Annotated in this window: 16 protein-coding genes; 7 read left to right on the forward strand and 9 right to left on the reverse strand. The window is 71.8% G+C overall.

What is annotated here, in order from left to right:
• Window positions 1-115 precede the first annotated feature (115 nt).
• From QF037_RS27895 to QF037_RS27905, 3 genes are read left to right on the forward strand one after another with little or no spacing between them, the layout of a single operon-like run.
• Window positions 116-1,255 (forward strand): 5-(carboxyamino)imidazole ribonucleotide synthase, encoded by a 1,140-nt coding sequence (locus tag QF037_RS27895; RefSeq protein ID WP_307029788.1) that lies wholly within the window; start codon window positions 116-118, stop codon window positions 1,253-1,255.
• On the forward strand, window positions 1,252-1,776 hold the full coding sequence (gene purE, locus QF037_RS27900) for a 5-(carboxyamino)imidazole ribonucleotide mutase (RefSeq protein ID WP_307029791.1): 525 nt from the start codon (window positions 1,252-1,254) through the stop codon (window positions 1,774-1,776). The genes QF037_RS27895 and purE overlap by 4 nt, the downstream gene beginning before the upstream one ends.
• Before the next feature lie 5 nt (window positions 1,777-1,781).
• Entirely contained in the window at window positions 1,782-2,960 is a 1,179-nt protein-coding gene (locus QF037_RS27905) for a dipeptidase (RefSeq protein ID WP_307029793.1), read from the forward strand.
• Here the strand turns inward: QF037_RS27905 and QF037_RS27910 are convergent.
• Complete coding sequence (locus tag QF037_RS27910) at window positions 2,909-4,048, reverse strand: alkene reductase (protein WP_307029794.1); 1,140 nt, start codon at window positions 4,046-4,048, stop codon at window positions 2,909-2,911. The two genes, QF037_RS27905 and QF037_RS27910, sit on opposite strands and share 52 nt — an antisense overlap.
• Before the next feature lie 56 nt (window positions 4,049-4,104).
• Between QF037_RS27910 and QF037_RS27915 the strand changes: the two genes are divergently transcribed.
• The gene (locus QF037_RS27915) at window positions 4,105-4,464 is read left to right on the forward strand and encodes a MerR family transcriptional regulator (RefSeq protein ID WP_307029796.1); all 360 of its coding nucleotides are present in this window, start codon (window positions 4,105-4,107) and stop codon (window positions 4,462-4,464) included.
• A gap of 103 nt (window positions 4,465-4,567) precedes the next feature.
• Window positions 4,568-5,686, forward strand: coding sequence for a dipeptidase (locus tag QF037_RS27920; protein ID WP_307029798.1), 1,119 nt, complete (start codon window positions 4,568-4,570; stop codon window positions 5,684-5,686).
• Between the two features lie 64 nt (window positions 5,687-5,750).
• Here the strand turns inward: QF037_RS27920 and QF037_RS27925 are convergent, their stop codons facing one another.
• Window positions 5,751-6,134 carry a VOC family protein gene (locus tag QF037_RS27925; protein WP_307029800.1) on the reverse strand — a complete coding sequence of 128 codons (384 nt, stop codon included), beginning with the start codon at window positions 6,132-6,134 and terminating at the stop codon, window positions 5,751-5,753.
• 17 nt (window positions 6,135-6,151) lie between these two features.
• The gene (locus tag QF037_RS27930) at window positions 6,152-6,514 is read right to left on the reverse strand and encodes a VOC family protein (RefSeq protein WP_307029802.1); all 363 of its coding nucleotides are present in this window, start codon (window positions 6,512-6,514) and stop codon (window positions 6,152-6,154) included.
• Between the two features lie 89 nt (window positions 6,515-6,603).
• Here QF037_RS27930 and QF037_RS27935 point away from each other — a divergent pair, with 89 nt between their 5' ends.
• Window positions 6,604-7,104, forward strand: coding sequence for a CGNR zinc finger domain-containing protein (locus tag QF037_RS27935; protein WP_307029804.1), 501 nt, complete (start codon window positions 6,604-6,606; stop codon window positions 7,102-7,104).
• A gap of 10 nt (window positions 7,105-7,114) precedes the next feature.
• Here QF037_RS27935 and QF037_RS27940 read toward each other — a convergent pair whose 3' ends face one another.
• The 6 genes from QF037_RS27940 to QF037_RS27965 all read right to left on the reverse strand — a co-directional run bounded on the left by QF037_RS27940 (window position 7,115) and on the right by QF037_RS27965 (window position 13,087).
• Window positions 7,115-7,810, reverse strand: a complete 696-nt coding sequence (locus tag QF037_RS27940) for a cupredoxin domain-containing protein (protein WP_307029806.1) — start codon at window positions 7,808-7,810, stop codon at window positions 7,115-7,117.
• A complete protein-coding gene (locus tag QF037_RS27945; protein ID WP_307029808.1) occupies window positions 7,789-8,280 on the reverse strand; it encodes a YceI family protein in 492 nt (163 codons plus the stop codon). Before QF037_RS27945 ends, QF037_RS27940 begins: the two co-directional genes overlap by 22 nt.
• 113 nt (window positions 8,281-8,393) lie before the next feature.
• Entirely contained in the window at window positions 8,394-9,377 is a 984-nt protein-coding gene (locus tag QF037_RS27950) for a cupredoxin domain-containing protein (RefSeq protein WP_307029810.1), read from the reverse strand.
• A 27-nt stretch (window positions 9,378-9,404) separates the two neighbouring features.
• Window positions 9,405-10,706, reverse strand: a complete 1,302-nt coding sequence (locus tag QF037_RS27955; protein WP_307029812.1) for a copper resistance CopC/CopD family protein — start codon at window positions 10,704-10,706, stop codon at window positions 9,405-9,407.
• Complete coding sequence (locus QF037_RS27960) at window positions 10,703-11,317, reverse strand: hypothetical protein (RefSeq protein ID WP_307029814.1); 615 nt, start codon at window positions 11,315-11,317, stop codon at window positions 10,703-10,705. The genes QF037_RS27955 and QF037_RS27960 overlap by 4 nt, the downstream gene beginning before the upstream one ends.
• Before the next feature lie 426 nt (window positions 11,318-11,743).
• Window positions 11,744-13,087 carry a UDP-glucose dehydrogenase family protein gene (locus tag QF037_RS27965; protein WP_307029816.1) on the reverse strand — a complete coding sequence of 448 codons (1,344 nt, stop codon included), beginning with the start codon at window positions 13,085-13,087 and terminating at the stop codon, window positions 11,744-11,746.
• A gap of 189 nt (window positions 13,088-13,276) precedes the next feature.
• On the opposite strand from QF037_RS27965, the gene QF037_RS27970 reads away from it, so the two are divergent.
• Window positions 13,277-14,434, forward strand: coding sequence for an acyl-CoA dehydrogenase family protein (locus QF037_RS27970; RefSeq protein WP_266826168.1), 1,158 nt, complete (start codon window positions 13,277-13,279; stop codon window positions 14,432-14,434).
• Window positions 14,435-14,562 lie beyond the last annotated feature (128 nt).

Genomic DNA, 14,562 nt, shown 5'->3' on the forward strand with positions numbered 1-14,562 from the left:
TCACAGATTGGGAACAGGACGTGAAGACGGGTGCGGCTTTCGGGCCAGATCGGCGGAAATGGCGTGCACAAGAGACGGAATCCGGCCGCCCCGATATGGCCGATACCCTAGGAGCGTGACGTTCCCGGTAGTCGGCATGGTCGGCGGAGGCCAGCTCGCTCGTATGACACACGAGGCAGGCATCCCGCTCGGCATCAGGTTCAAGCTCCTCAGTGACACCCCGCAGGATTCCGCGGCGCAGGTCGTAGGTGATGTCGTCATCGGCGACTATCGCGACCTCGACACGCTGCGTGACTTCGCGCGGGGCTGCGATGTGATCACCTTCGATCACGAACACGTACCCACCGAGCACCTCCGGGCGCTGGAGGCGGACGGCATCCCCGTGCGTCCCGGGCCCGACGCGCTCGTGCACGCCCAGGACAAGGGCGTCATGCGAGCGAGGCTCGACGCGATCGGGGTGCCGTGTCCACGGCACCGGATCGTGAGCGACCCGGCGGACGTGGCCGCCTTCGCGGCGGAGGGGGACGGCTTCCCGGTCGTCCTCAAGACCGTCCGCGGCGGCTACGACGGCAAGGGTGTGTGGGTCGTCGACAGCGTCGAGGAGGCCGCCGACCCCTTCCGGGCCGGTGTCCCGGTCCTCGCGGAGGAGAAGGTCGACTTCGCCCGTGAGCTCGCCGCCAACGTCGTACGGTCGCCGCACGGCCAGGCCGTCGCCTACCCGGTGGTGGAATCCCAGCAGGTCAACGGCGTGTGCGACACCGTGATCGCCCCGGCGCCCGACCTGGACCCGGCCCTCGCGCTCAAGGCCGAGGAGATGGCGCTGAGCATCGCCAAGGAACTGGACGTCGTCGGCCACCTCGCCGTCGAGCTGTTCCAGACCCGCGACGGCCGCATCCTGGTCAACGAGCTCGCGATGCGCCCGCACAACTCCGGCCACTGGACCCAGGACGGCGCGATCACCTCCCAGTTCGCCAACCACGTCCGGGCCGTCCTCGACCTGCCCCTCGGCGACCCGCGCCCCCGCGCGAAGTGGACGGTCATGGCGAACGTCCTCGGCGGCGACTACCCGGACATGTACTCCGCGTACCTGCACTGCATGGCCCGCGACCCCCAGCTGAAGATCCACATGTACGGCAAGGACGTGAAGCCCGGACGCAAGGTCGGCCACGTCAACACCTACGGCGACGACCTCGACGACGTGCTGGAGCGCGCCCGTCACGCAGCCGGCTACCTGAGAGGCACGATCACCGAATGAGCCCAGTTGTAGGCATCGTCATGGGGTCGGACTCCGACTGGCCCGTCATGGAGGCCGCCGCCCAGGCGCTCGACGAGTTCGAGATCGAGTACGAGGTCGACGTCGTCTCCGCCCACCGCATGCCGCGCGAGATGATCGCGTACGGCGAGGAGGCGGCCGGACGGGGCATCAAGGTGATCATCGCGGGCGCCGGCGGCGCGGCCCACCTGCCGGGCATGCTCGCCTCCGTCACCCCGCTGCCGGTCATCGGCGTGCCGGTCCCGCTGAAGTACCTGGACGGCATGGACTCGCTGCTGTCGATCGTGCAGATGCCGGCCGGTGTGCCCGTCGCGACCGTCTCCGTGGCCGGCGCCCGCAACGCGGGCCTGCTGGCGGCCCGGATCCTCGCCGCCCACGACCAGGAGCTCCTCGGCCGGATGAAGGAGTTCCAGCAGGAGCTGGGCGAACAGGCCGCCGAGAAGGGCAAGCGGCTGCGCGCCAAGGTCGAGGGGCCGGGCAACGGCTTCGGTTTCGGGAAGTGACGGCTGTGAGCTCCGTGGAGACCGCCCGGGCACTGCTGCGGGAGTTCCCCGTCGTCGACGGCCACAACGACCTGCCCTGGGCGCTGCGCGAACAGGTCCGCTACGACCTCGACGCCCGGGACATCGCCACCGACCAGAGCGCCCATCTGCACACCGACCTCGCCCGGCTGCGGGCCGGTGGCGTGGGCGCGCAGTACTGGTCGGTGTACGTCCGCTCGGACCTGCCGGACGCGGTGCCGGCGACGCTGGAACAGATCGACTGCGTACGGCAGTTGATCGACCGGCACCCGGCCGACCTGCGGGCCGCGCTGAGCGCGGCGGACATGGAGGCGGCGCGGGCGGAGGGCCGTATCGCGTCGCTGATGGGGGCCGAGGGCGGCCACTCCATCGCCAACTCCCTTGCCACGCTACGCGCGGTGTACGCGCTCGGGGTCCGCTACATGACCCTCACCCACAACGACAACAACGACTGGGCGGACTCGGCGACCGACGTGCCGCGCGTCGGTGGGCTGTCGGCCTTCGGCCGTGCGGTGGTGCGGGAGATGAACCGCGAGGGCATGCTCGTCGATCTGTCGCATGTGGCGGCCACGACGATGAGGGACGCGCTGGACTCCACACTCGCGCCGGTGATCTTCTCCCACTCGTCGTCGCGGGCGGTGTGCGACCACCCGCGCAACATCCCGGACGACGTCCTGGAGCGCCTCCCCGCCAACGGCGGCATGGCGATGGTGACCTTCGTGCCGAAGTTCGTGCTCCAGGCCGCGGTGGACTGGACGGCCGCGGCGGACGAGAACATGCGCGCCCACGGCTTCCACCATCTGGCGACCACTCCGGACGCGATGAAGGTCCACCGCGCCTTCGAGGAGCAGCGCCCGCGCCCCGTCGCCACGGTCTCCACGGTCGCCGACCACCTGGACCACATGCGCGAGGTGGCGGGCATCGACCATCTCGGCATCGGCGGCGACTACGACGGCACGGCCTTCACCCCCGACGGCCTGGACGACGTCTCCGGCTATCCGAACCTGATCGCGGAGCTCCTGGACCGCGGCTGGTCCAGGTCCGACCTGGCCAAGCTCACCTGGCAGAACGCGGTCCGGGTGCTCGGCGCCGCCGAGGACGTGGCCCGGGACCTTCAGGCGACGCGCTCGCCGTCGAACGCGACGATCGAGTCGCTGGACGGCTGAGCGGGCTCTTCGGTGAGTTCGTCGAGGGCGGGGTAGTCGGTGTATCCGGCCGCCCCGCCCACGTACATCAGGTAGCGGTCCCGAACGGGGTTGAGGGGCGCGCCCGTTCGCAGCCGCGCCACCAGGTCGGGGTTGGCGAGGAACGGACGTCCGAGGGCGACGAGATCGGCTCCGGCGGCGAGGGCGCGCTCGGCGGCGTGACGTACTTCGCCGGCCGAGAAGTCCTTCAGCACCGGGTTCGCGATCAGGGTGCCCGGCCACTGCGCGCGGATCCGCTGGAACAGGGTCGAGTCCGGGTCGGCGTACACGATGTGCAGATAGGCGAGTCCGAGAGCGCCGAGTTTCTCGACGAGCGGCGGATAGATCTCCTCCGCGTCGCCCTCGTCGATGCCGTTCACGGTGACGCCGGGGGAGATGCGTACGCCCACCCGCTCGGGGCCGATCGCGGCGGCGACGGCCTCGACGACCTCCGCCGTGAAGCGGGTCCGCTCGGTGCCGTAGGCGTCCGTGCGCCGGTTGGTGTTGGCGGACAGGAACTGGTGCAGGAGATGGCCGTTGGCGGAGTGCACCTCGACGCCCTCGAATCCGGCCTCGATCGCGTTGCGCGCGGCCGTGGCGAAGTCGGCGGCGGTGGAGCGGATGTCGTCGGTGGTCATCTCCCGCGGTGTCACGGCCTGTTGGTGGCCCTCGGGCGTGAAGATCGTCTCCGGGAGCGGGACGGGAGAGGGTGCGACCGGGGTGTGCCCGCTGGTGGCCGGGTGGCCCACCCGGCCGCCGTGCTGGAGCTGGAGGAACATCTGGCCGCCCGCCTTCCGTACGGCGTCCGTGACCTGCCGCCACCCCGTCACGTGCCGCGGGGCGTGGATCGCCGTGATGTTCGGGTACGTCTGCCCGACCGCGTTCGGCGTCGCGGCCTCGGCGATGATCAGGCCGGCGGAGGCGCGCTGGGCGTAGTAGGTGACCATGAGGGGGGAGGGTGTGCCGTCGTCCTCGGCCCTGTTGCGGGTCATCGGGGCCATCACCAGACGGTTGGGGAGGGCCAGGGAGCCGAGGCGGGACGGTGCGAGGAAGTCCGTTGTCTGCGTCATGACCGTACGGTAGAACTTGACACTGATGTCAGATTCAAGCCCGGGGGTGGCTGCGCATGCGGATCGGTCAACTGGCCCGGCGGACCAATGTCAGCGAGCGGTCCCTGCGGTACTACGAAGCCCAGGAGCTGCTGCGCGCCGACCGGACCCCCGGCGGGCACCGTGACTACCCGGAGGCGGCCGTCGACCGGGTCGTGCGGATCCAGGAGCTGTTCGCGGCCGGACTGCACAGCAGCCGGATCGCTCAGTTGCTGCCCTGTATGCGGGACACCGACGGCGGCCCCTCCGCCGTCGCCACTCCGCGGCTCGTCGCCGACCTCACCGCGGAGCGCGACCGCATCGACCGGATGATCGCCGACCTGGTCCGCTCCCGGGACACCCTGGACGAGGTGATCGACGCGGCGCAGGGTCGCTGAACCGGAGTACCCCCGAACGCCCCGCCCACCAGGAAGCCTTCCGCCCCCCGTGCGACGGTGACCGTACTGCTGATGCCGCCCATCACGACGTACGGAGCCCGCCATGGCAGACCTCCAGGACGAACTGCACTCCACCAGCGAGGTCGCCGGGCTCGACGACCTGCCCGACCCGTTCGTCGAGTCGGAGCCCTACACGCCGGTCTCCGATCCGGACACCGAACCCCTGGAGCGGGCGCACGTCATCCTCGCCGCGCATCCCGTCGCCGACGGGTACAGCGGACTGCCGTGGGCGCTGCGGCATCTGCCGTGGTTAGACCTGGAGATCGGCGAGAGTTCCGTCGACACCGATGTGCCGCGGCTGCGGGAAGGGCATGTCGGCGCGCTGTTCTGGTCGCTGCATCTGCCCGAGAGCATCGGCGGCGACCGGGCCGTCGGCGCGACGCTGGAGCAGCTGGACCTGGTGAAGACCGTCGTCGGGGCCCATCCGGAGGGGCTACGGCTCGCCCGTACCGCCGGGGAGACCGCCGATGCACGGCACTGCGGCCGGGTCGCCGTGCTGCTCGGGCCCGCCGGTGCCGCCGCGCTCGGTGACTCGCTCGGCATCCTGCGCTCGCTGCGCGCCCTCGGCCTGCGTGTGCTCACTCTGTCCGGCGTGACCTGGGCGAGCGAGGCGGGTCTGACCCGGTTCGGCGAGGAGGTGCTGCGCGAGATGAACCGGCTCGGTGTCCTCGCCGATCTCTCGGGCGCCTCCGCCGAGACCGCCCGCCGCGCTCTCGCCGTGTCCAAGGCGCCGGTCGTGTGCACCCGCTCCGCCGCCCGGGCCCTGCGCCCCCACCCGGCGAACCTCCCCGACGACCTGCTCGCCGAGCTGGGAGCCGCCAAGGGGCTGTGCATGGTGCCGCTCACCGCCGAGCAGACCGGCCCGTCCGTGCGGGACGTCGCCGACCACCTCGACCACGTCCGCTCCCTCGCGGGCGCCGAGTGCGTGGGCCTGTCCGGCACCTACGACGCCGGCACCGCCCATCCGCAGGACCTCACCGACGCCTCCTGCTACCCGCACCTGATCGCCGAACTCCTGCGCCGCGACTGGTGCGAGTCCGACATCGCCCTGCTGGCCTGGGGCAACGTCCAGCGTGTACTGCGCGGCGCCGACTTCGCGGCCCGCGCGGCCCAGGAGCGCCGCGAGGCGTCGACGGCGAGGATCTCCGACCTGGACGGCTAGCGGCATACCGATCGAGCGGGACGATCCGGCGCCGTCCTCGTCGGTCTCGGCGGCGGCCCACCGGTCACGCGTGCTCGATCCGGCAGAGGCAGAACGGATGCCCCGCCGGATCGGCGTACACCCGGAAGTCCTCCTTGTCCTCCGCGTGCAGCGGACGCGCGCCCAGGGCCAGTACCTCCCGTTCCGCCGCGTCGATCTCCTCCCATGTCGACCCGCCGTCGAGGTCGATGTGGAACTGCTGCGAGTTGCGGTCCGCCCGCGGCCACTCCGGGGGTGTGAACCCGGGTGCCTGCTGGAAGGCGAGCCGTGGTGCGCCGGGGGTCTCCAGGACGACCCAGTCCGCCTCCTCCACGCGGGGGGTTCCGCCCACGATCGCCGCGTAGAACTGGGCGAGCGCGAGCGGGTCGGGACAGTCGATCACGACGGAACGGAAACGAGCCACAGTCACGGCGGACCCTCCAGGTCTCAGCAGGCGCACAGACAGAACGGGTGCCCCGCCGGGTCCGCGTACACACGCCAGGTGCGTGAGCGGTCGGCGGTGTCCAGCGGCCGGGCGCCGAGGGCCAGCACTTCCTTCTCGGCCGCGTCCATGTCGTCGACGGTCAGGTCCAGGTGGAACTGCTGCGAGTTGTGGTCCGCGCGCGGCCACTCGGGCGGTACGAATCCGGAGGCGGCCTGGAAGGCCAGCGACGGTCCGCCGGGCACCTTCAGGTCCACCCAGTCGCCGTCGCCCTCGACGGTGCCGCCCACCACCTCGGCGTAGAAACCGGCCAGCGCACGGGGGTCCGGACAGTCCAGGACGACGACGCCCAGTGTGGCGAGAGCCATGACTTCCTCCTCGAAGCGGGGTTACCTCTATAGCCGGGTAACCGGTAACCGTTACTGCATGCTGCCCCATAGGCGGTAACGTCGCAAGCATGAGTGAACGATCGGCCGCGCCGGGGGGCCTGGCTCTGGTGGAGTCCCTGGTCAACACCCTCGACCTCGAGTCGGGCGCCGACGCGCTCGACACGGCGGACGGCCGGACGCGCTTCGGACTCACGGAGGAAGAGGCCGCAGGCGCCCGTGAGCTGCGCGAAGCACTGCGCGCGGCCCTGCTCGCGCACGCCGGCCACCCGCCGCACCGCGCGGTGACCCCGCTCGGCGAGCTGCTGGCGGCGGCGCCGCTGGTCGTGACGGTCGACGCGGGCGACGGCTCGGCCGCGCTCGCGCCCGCCGACGACGCGCCACTGCTCTCCCGGGTCGCGGCGGCCGTCGCCGAGGCACTGGTCGCGGGGACCTGGCTGCGGCTGAAGGCCTGCGAGGCCGCCGACTGCCACTGGGCCTACTACGACCGCAGTCCCGCGGGCCGGGGCCGCTGGTGCTCGATGCAGGTGTGCGGGGCACGCGCGAAGATGCGGCGCTACCGGGCGAGGTAGCGCCGCACGGTCAGTCCTCGGCGCCGGACGCGGCCGCCCGGGAGCCGACCAGGAGCAGACAGAGGACGGCCACCCCGGCGATGAGTCCGGTCAGGAGCAGCAGGGGTTGCAGGGGGCGGGCCGCGGCCACGGGTTCGGTCTGCGGGGCCGCCGCCGCGACGGGGGGCGAGGTGCTCGGCGACTCCGACGGCGAGGCCGGTGCGGAGGGCTTCGAGGACGTGCCGGCGGCCCGGTGCGTGGTCGGGGCCGTCCGGGTCGGCATCGGCATGGCCTCGTGCGAAGTGCCGGTTCCGTGCTGGTGGGTGGGGGTGGGCGTCGGCTTCGGGGTGGGCTTCGGTGGCGCCAGCACCGTGATCCGCGCCGTCATGTCCGGATGCACCGTGCAGTAGTAGCCGTACGAACCGGCCACGGTGAACGTGTAGGTCCAGCTCTGCCCCTTGTTCAGCATCGGGGAGTGGATCGAGACCGGACCGGACGTCGTCTTCACGTCGTGCGGCGCCGTGTCCCCGTTGGTCCAGGTCACGGTGGACCCGACAGGCACGGTGAGGGAGGCGGGCGCGAAGGCGTACCCCTGCATCGCCACCCGGTACGAGGCCGCCGAGGCCTGCCCCGGTGCCAGGAGCAGCAGTGCGACGAGGGCGACGAGGGCGAGTACGGCGCCGAGCGCCGCCCGCCGGGCCGCCCTCACGCGGACTCCGCGGCGCACGTGAACTCCGCCGCGACCAGCAGCCGCAGCCGCGTGGCCGGCCGGCGCCACGGCAGCCGGAACCCGGTGGCCCGGCGCAGCAGCCGGTACGGCATCAGGGCCGTGCCGACGACGAGGAGCAGGTCGTCGGTGCGCTCGGCGACCCGCAGCCGCAGCAGCACCGGGAAGGCGACACCGCGCAGTTCGAGGTCGCCGGTGACCTGGAGGTGCCGGCCGCCGTCGAGCGGCGCGATGTGCGCGCCGGTGAGGACGGCGGGCGGGTCCAGCAGCTCGAAGCGCAAGGAGGGCCGGGCGTCCGGGTCGTCGTCCGGCACGGTCAGCGAGGCGTCGGCGAGGGTGAGGCGGCGGCGGAAGGTGGGCAACGGGCCGTACCGGGCGGCGAGTTCGACGAGCGAGCGGCCGGGCGCGACGGCGTACCGCCCGGGCCGGGGGAGGTGCCGCTGCTCGGTGGGCAGCGTGACGGTTCTCATCCGGGGGCTCCTTGAAAGCGGTTCCCGTGGGGAGGCGGGGGCGTGGAGAATGGGGAGCGGCGCCGGTCCGGCCGACTGAGCCTCGGCCGGACCGGCGTTCGTCCCCGGGAAGGTCAGCAGCTGCCGGTGACGTAGCTCTCGGTGGGTGCGAGCAGGTGCTCGGCCCAGACCGTGTGCATCTTCACGTAGCTGTCCGGGTTCAGCAGATCGGTGACCTGCTGCCCGAGCGACTCCTCCAGGTGTGCCTTGTTGATGTGGTCGAGCAGCACGCTGAGCGTGTCGTCGGCGACCGCCCCGCCACCCGAGGTGAGCGGCGTCAGGATGCTCTCGATCCACACCGTGTGCGTCTTGATGTAGGAGTCGAGCGCGAGCGCGTCCTGCACCTGCTGACCCGGAGAACGCTCCAGGTGGGCCGCGTTGAGGTGCTGAAGGATCGGGAGCAGGACGTCCTGGACGCTCGCGCACTGCCCGTCGCCGCCGTCACCGGAACCGCCGGTCGGCGTGGCGGTCGGAGCGGTGGTCGGCGCCGTGGTGGGCGTGGCCGTAGGTGCGGCCGTGGGCGTGGCGGTGGGCGCCGCGGTCGGCGTGGGCGTCGTTCCGCCGCCGCCGTCGGACGGCTCGACGACCTTCACCGACGCCACCATGTCCGGGTGCACGGCGCAGTAGTACTCGTACGTCCCCGCCGCGGTGAACGTGTACGACCACGAGTCGCCCTGCTCCAGCGTGCCCGAGTCGAACTTCTTCGGGCCCTTGGTCGTGGTGACCGTGTGCGGAACGCTGTCGTGGTTCGTCCACCGGACCGTCTGGCCGACCTCGACGACGAGCTGCTTCCCGTCGCCGAACTTGTTGTTCATGATGTCGACCTGGTGGTCCGGCGCGGCGGCCGCGGCCTGCTGGGCCTCGGCGGCGGCTGCGGGCGCCTGAGCCACGCCCGCAGCGGTGTCCGAGGCGGCCGTCGTGCTGCCGCCCGCGGCTGCCTGGAGCAGCCCCAGACTGAGCACGGCGGCCAGCGCCGCCCCGAGCCCCGCGACGAGCAGGGCCCGGTTTCCGGCGGGCGGACGGCGCCGCCGTTCGCCGGTGTCTTTGGTGCGTGTCACTGCAACTCCTTTTGCTTGCGGGTGAGTTCAACGGCCGGGATTGGCCGTGACCAGCAGACTCGTCACGGCGAGCACGACGAGGACCAGCCCCGTCTCGGCCGCGACCGAGTAACCGAAGGGCCGCACGGTGGCGGCGTCGCCGCGCAGCAGCACGGCGAGATCGAGGCGGGTGCGCACCCACCGGCGGCTGCTCTGCGCGATCAGCAGCACGGCCGCGAGGACGGCCGCCTTGACCAGCAGCAGATGCCCGTACGAGGTGTGCAGCAGACCGTCGTACGACCCCACGACCTGCCACGCGAGCACCAGCCCGGCGCCGACGATCGCGGTGACGGCGACGGCCGCCAGCCGGGAGTAGCCGGGCACCACCTCCGCCAGCTCGCCCGCCCGCCGGCGCGGCAGCACCGCCACCGTGAGCATGGCGAGCCCGCCGATCCACAGGGCGGCACCGAGCAGATGGAGCAGATCGGCGAGGGCACCCCAGGTCGGCTCGCCGCCCTCGGAGTTGTGCCCGCTCATCCCGGTCGCCCGCAGCAGGCCGACCGACACCGCGAGCGCGCCCACCCGCCAGCCCGGCGAGCGGGAGGTCCGCGCCCCGCCCTGGAGCAGCGCGCCCAGCACCACCGCCGCCAGCACCCACAGCAGCCCGCGTGCGGCGAGCGTGATGCCCGGCCCGGTGGTCAGGACGTCGGCGTACGACGAGGGACGCAGCGCGTCCCGCAGACCGCCGAAGGAGACGTAGGCGCCCTCCAGTCCGATGCTCGCCACCGTCGACAGCACCCCGCCCGTCCACGCCAGCGCGAGCAGCGCCCGCGCCCGCGGCACACCCGCACCGCGCGGCCACAGCAGCGCGACGAAGGCGAGCCCGCCGACGAACAGGGCCAGCGAGAGATAGCCGGTCCAGCGAGCGGCGACGAGGCCCTTCCGCACCGAGGGGGAGAGGGCGGGTGCGGCCTCGTCGCCGCGGTCCTGGGCGGCCGGTACCGCGACCCCGAAGGAGATCCGGCCGGAGGAGGCGTGACCGTCCTCCTCGTCGACGACCGACCAGGTGACGGCGGTCCCGCCGTCGCCGGACCGGGGGAGGGCGACCCGCACGCTGTCCTTGCCGAGGCGGGACACCGGGAGCCGGTTGCCGTCCACCGTCACGACGCGTACGTCGTCCAGGGCGACCGGCTCGTCGAAGACGAGGGTGAGCCGCTCGGGGGCGCGCTTCAGCTCGGCGCCGTCCGCGGGCGTGGAGCGGACCAGTTCGGTGTGGGCGGCGGCGGGGGTGGCGAGGAGGACGGGGGCGAGCAGGAGGAGCAGGAGGACGGCGGCGCGGCGGAGGGTCATGGCGTGGCCTCCGGCAGCGGGGGCGCGCTGATGCCGAGGAGACCGGGGACGGATACGGGGGCGAGTCCGACGCAGGGGGAGGGCTCCGCCGACGGGGTCGCGGTGGGGGTGGGGGCGGCGAGCAGCCCCGTCAGGGTGCCGGTCAGGCCGGTGAGCAGCGGCTGGGCCAGCCGTACCTCGCCGTCCGCGCAGGTGTCGGAGGGCGGCTCCGTCGTCGGGCCGGACGGCGAGGGGGCGGGGGTGGCCGGGGCGCCGGGGGAGCCGCCGTGCCCGGTGTGCCCCTCGCCCCGGTCCCCGGTGCCGTGCCCGGTGTGTGCGGCGCCGCCGCCGGTGCCACCGAGGCCGCCGATGGTGCCGTACCCGGGCAACTCCCCGGTGCCGACGGGGACCTGTCCGCCCGGGTCCTGCGGCGACGGCACGGCCGGGCTCTGCGGTGCCGTGGCGGCGGGCGGGGAGGTCGGGGGTGCGGCGGCCTCACCGGCACCGGAGGCGGTGGGGGCGCCGATGCCGGACGCGTAGCCGAGCACGATCACCACCGCGCCGACGAGCGCGCCCGCGACCAGCTCGTCACGGTGATCGCCCGGCCACTGCGCCCTGCGGAACAAGGGCATGGGTCACTCCTGTCATGGTCCGGTCAACCCGAACTGAGAGTGCTGCGAATGCGCACCAGTGGAGTGGAGGGTGGATTCCGCTTGGCTACGCGCCCGTTAACCGGTTGTTGCCTGCCTCTCTTCGAGGGGTGGCCCCGTTGTGAGAACGGGCTAGACCGCCTTTATTCCGCGCATTGTGAAAGTGAAGAATTCGGGGAGGCGAATCGATATTTCCGCCACACTGCTCGAATGAAATCGAACCCCGTTTGATGATTCCGGGGAGCCTGGCATATGCAGCCGAACGAAGGGCCTGCTGCCCAGTACTGAAGCGGTCTGACAGGCCCGGGCAAGACGAAGCGGGCCACCGCTTTTATGTACGGAGACCCGCTCGCCGAGTATTTCTTTGCCGCGTTATTGCGTAATTCCGAATTCCGCCGCCGGGCAGGCTCAGGCCGTCGGCCGGCCCATGGCCCGGAACGACCATCCGGCCTTGCGCCACACCTCCGGGTCGAGCGCGTTCCGCCCGTCCAGAATCAGCCGCGTCGCCGCGACCTCGCCCAGCGCCGCCGGGTCCAGCTCACGGAATTCCTGCCACTCCGTCAGATGCAGCACGACATCGGCGCCCCGGACGGCCTCGACGGCGGAGTCGGCGTACCCGAGCGTCGGGAAGACCTGACGGGCGTTCCCCATGCCCTTCGGGTCGTACACCGTCACCTGGCCGCCCTGGAGATGGATCTGGCCGGCGACGTTCAGCGCCGGCGAGTCCCGGACGTCGTCCGAGTCGGGCTTGAAGCTGGCGCCGAGCACCGCGACCCGCTTGCCGAGGAACGACCCGCCCCCCAGCGCCTCCCTCGCCAGCTCCACCATCTGCCCGCGCTGACGCATGTTGATCGAGTCGATCTCGCGCAGGAACGACAGCGCCTGGTCCGCGCCGAGCTCACCGGCGCGCGCCAGGAAGGCCCGGATGTCCTTGGGCAGACAGCCGCCGCCGAAGCCGATGCCGGCCCGCAGGAACTTCCTGCCGATCCGGTCGTCGTACCCGATGGCCTCGGCCAGCTTGACGACATCGCCGCCCGCGGCCTCGCACACCTCCGCCATCGCGTTGATGAAGGAGATCTTCGTGGCGAGGAAGGAGTTCGCCGAGGTCTTCACCAGCTCGGCGGTCGGGAAGTCGGTGACGACGAACGGCGTCCCCTCGCCGACCGGCGTCGCGTACACCTCGCGCAGCAGCTTCTCGGCCCGCTCGCTGCGCACCCCGACCACGATCCGGTCGGGGTGCAGGGTGTCGCCGACGGCGAAGCCCTCGCGCAGGAACTCCGGGTTCCAGGCCAGCTCGGCGTCCGCACCGGCGGGCGCGTGCTCGGCGAGGTACGTGGCGAGCCGGTCCGCGGAGCCGACCGGAACGGTGGACTTGCCGACGACGAGGGTGGGGCCGGGGAGGTGCGGCGCGAGCGAGGCGATCGCGGAGTCCACGTACGACATGTCGGCGGCGTACTCGCCGTGCCGCTGCGGGGTGTTCACGCAGACGAAGTGGACGTCACCGAACGCACCGACCTCGGCGAAGTCCATGGTGAAGCGGAGCCGCCCGGTGGAGCCCTCGATCCCGGCGACGTGCTTGCGCAGCAGGTCCTCCAGGCCGGGCTCGTACATGGGGACCTCGCCGCGCTGGAGCATGGCGATCTTCTCGGGTACGACATCCAGCCCCAGCACCTCGAAGCCGAGCTCGGCCATGGCCGCGGCGTGGGTGGCGCCGAGATAGCCGGTGCCGATCACGGTGATCTTGAGGCTCATGGGTGCTCCAGAGAGGGACGTCGTTCGGTGCGCTGCCCGATCCTAGTAGGGGCGTGACGGGCCCTTCGGCGGGCAGCTCTCCCTCTGTCGCCAAGCTCACGTATCACTCGCGTGAGCGGGCCCCTAAAATTTGAGTTACTTAACGGTAATTAGCGTCGGCACCGCAGCGCATTTGGAGCGTGAGACACCTTGGCCGGATCGGCTGACTTCGACCTGTACCGCCCGTCCGAGGAGCACGACATGCTCCGCGACGCCATCCGCTCGCTGGCCGAGGCGAAGATCGCGCCGTACGCCGCCGCGGTGGACGAGGAGGCCCGCTTCCCGCGGGAGGCCCTCGACGCTCTGGTCGCGAGTGACCTGCACGCGGTACACGTGCCCGAGGAGTACGGCGGCGCGGGCGCGGACGCGCTGGCCACGGTGATCGTGATCGAGGAGGTCGCGCGCGTCTGCGTCTCCTCCTCCCTGATCCCGGCGGTCAACAAGCTGGGCTCCCTGCCCGTCATCCTCTCCGGCTCCGAGGAGCTGAAGAAGAAGTACCTGGGCCCGCTCGCCAAGGGCGACGGCATGTTCTCGTACGCGCTCTCGGAGCCCGACGCGGGCTCCGACGCGGCCGGCATGAAGACCAAGGCGGTCCGCGACGGCGACCACTGGATCCTCAACGGCGTGAAGCGCTGGATCACCAACGCGGGCGAGTCCGAGTACTACACGGTGATGGCCGTGACGGACCCGACGAAGCGCTCGAAGGGCATCTCCGCCTTCGTCGTCGAGAAGTCCGACGAGGGCGTCTCCTTCGGCGCCCCCGAGAAGAAGCTCGGCATCAAGGGCTCCCCGACCCGCGAGGTCTACCTCGACAACGTCCGCATCCCCGCCGACCGCATGATCGGCGAGGAGGGCACCGGCTTCGCCACGGCGATGAAGACCCTGGACCACACCCGCATCACGATCGCGGCGCAGGCCCTCGGTGTCGCCCAGGGCGCCCTCGACTACGCCAAGGGCTATGTCCAGGAGCGCAAGCAGTTCGGCAAGGCGATCGCCGAGTTCCAGGGCATCCAGTTCATGCTCGCCGACATGGCCATGAAGATCGCCGCTGCCCGCGCCCTGACGTACCAGGCCGCGGCCGCCTCCGAGCGCGGCGACTCCGACCTCACCTTCCAGGGCGCGGCGGCCAAGTGCTTCGCCTCGGACGTCGCGATGGAGGTCACCACGGACGCGGTGCAGCTGCTGGGCGGGTACGGGTACACCCGGGACTACCCGGTGGAGCGCATGATGCGCGACGCCAAAATCACACAGATATACGAAGGAACGAACCAGGTCCAGCGGATCGTGATGGCCCGCAACCTGCCGTAACAGCTGGTCGGCTTGATGACTGAGGGGTATCCGCGTTGTGGGTACCCCTCACTCTTTCGGGTTACCGAGCACATGAAACATGGATGATGGCAAGTGCTGTGTCTTAACTTCTTGGTGTGGCCGGGGGC

Origin of the sequence: Streptomyces canus (genome assembly GCF_030815415.1) — a bacterium.
GTDB classification, from domain to species: Bacteria; Actinomycetota; Actinomycetes; order Streptomycetales; family Streptomycetaceae; genus Streptomyces; species Streptomyces canus_F.

What these genes read in the sequence shown, in the direction of transcription:
- QF037_RS27960 (WP_307029814.1), bottom strand. Translation starts at nt 11,317, where the DNA reads ATGCCCTTGTTCCGCAGGGCGCAGTGGCCGGGCGATCACCGTGACGAG.
- QF037_RS27965 (WP_307029816.1), bottom strand. Translation starts at nt 13,087, where the DNA reads ATGAGCCTCAAGATCACCGTGATCGGCACCGGCTATCTCGGCGCCACC.
- QF037_RS27930 (WP_307029802.1), bottom strand. Translation starts at nt 6,514, where the DNA reads ATGGCTCTCGCCACACTGGGCGTCGTCGTCCTGGACTGTCCGGACCCC.
- QF037_RS27935 (WP_307029804.1), top strand. Translation starts at nt 6,604, where the DNA reads ATGAGTGAACGATCGGCCGCGCCGGGGGGCCTGGCTCTGGTGGAGTCC.
- QF037_RS27915 (WP_307029796.1), top strand. Translation starts at nt 4,105, where the DNA reads ATGCGGATCGGTCAACTGGCCCGGCGGACCAATGTCAGCGAGCGGTCC.
- QF037_RS27910 (WP_307029794.1), bottom strand. Translation starts at nt 4,048, where the DNA reads ATGACGCAGACAACGGACTTCCTCGCACCGTCCCGCCTCGGCTCCCTG.
- QF037_RS27955 (WP_307029812.1), bottom strand. Translation starts at nt 10,706, where the DNA reads ATGACCCTCCGCCGCGCCGCCGTCCTCCTGCTCCTCCTGCTCGCCCCC.
- QF037_RS27920 (WP_307029798.1), top strand. Translation starts at nt 4,568, where the DNA reads ATGGCAGACCTCCAGGACGAACTGCACTCCACCAGCGAGGTCGCCGGG.
- purE (WP_307029791.1), top strand. Translation starts at nt 1,252, where the DNA reads ATGAGCCCAGTTGTAGGCATCGTCATGGGGTCGGACTCCGACTGGCCC.
- QF037_RS27945 (WP_307029808.1), bottom strand. Translation starts at nt 8,280, where the DNA reads ATGAGAACCGTCACGCTGCCCACCGAGCAGCGGCACCTCCCCCGGCCC.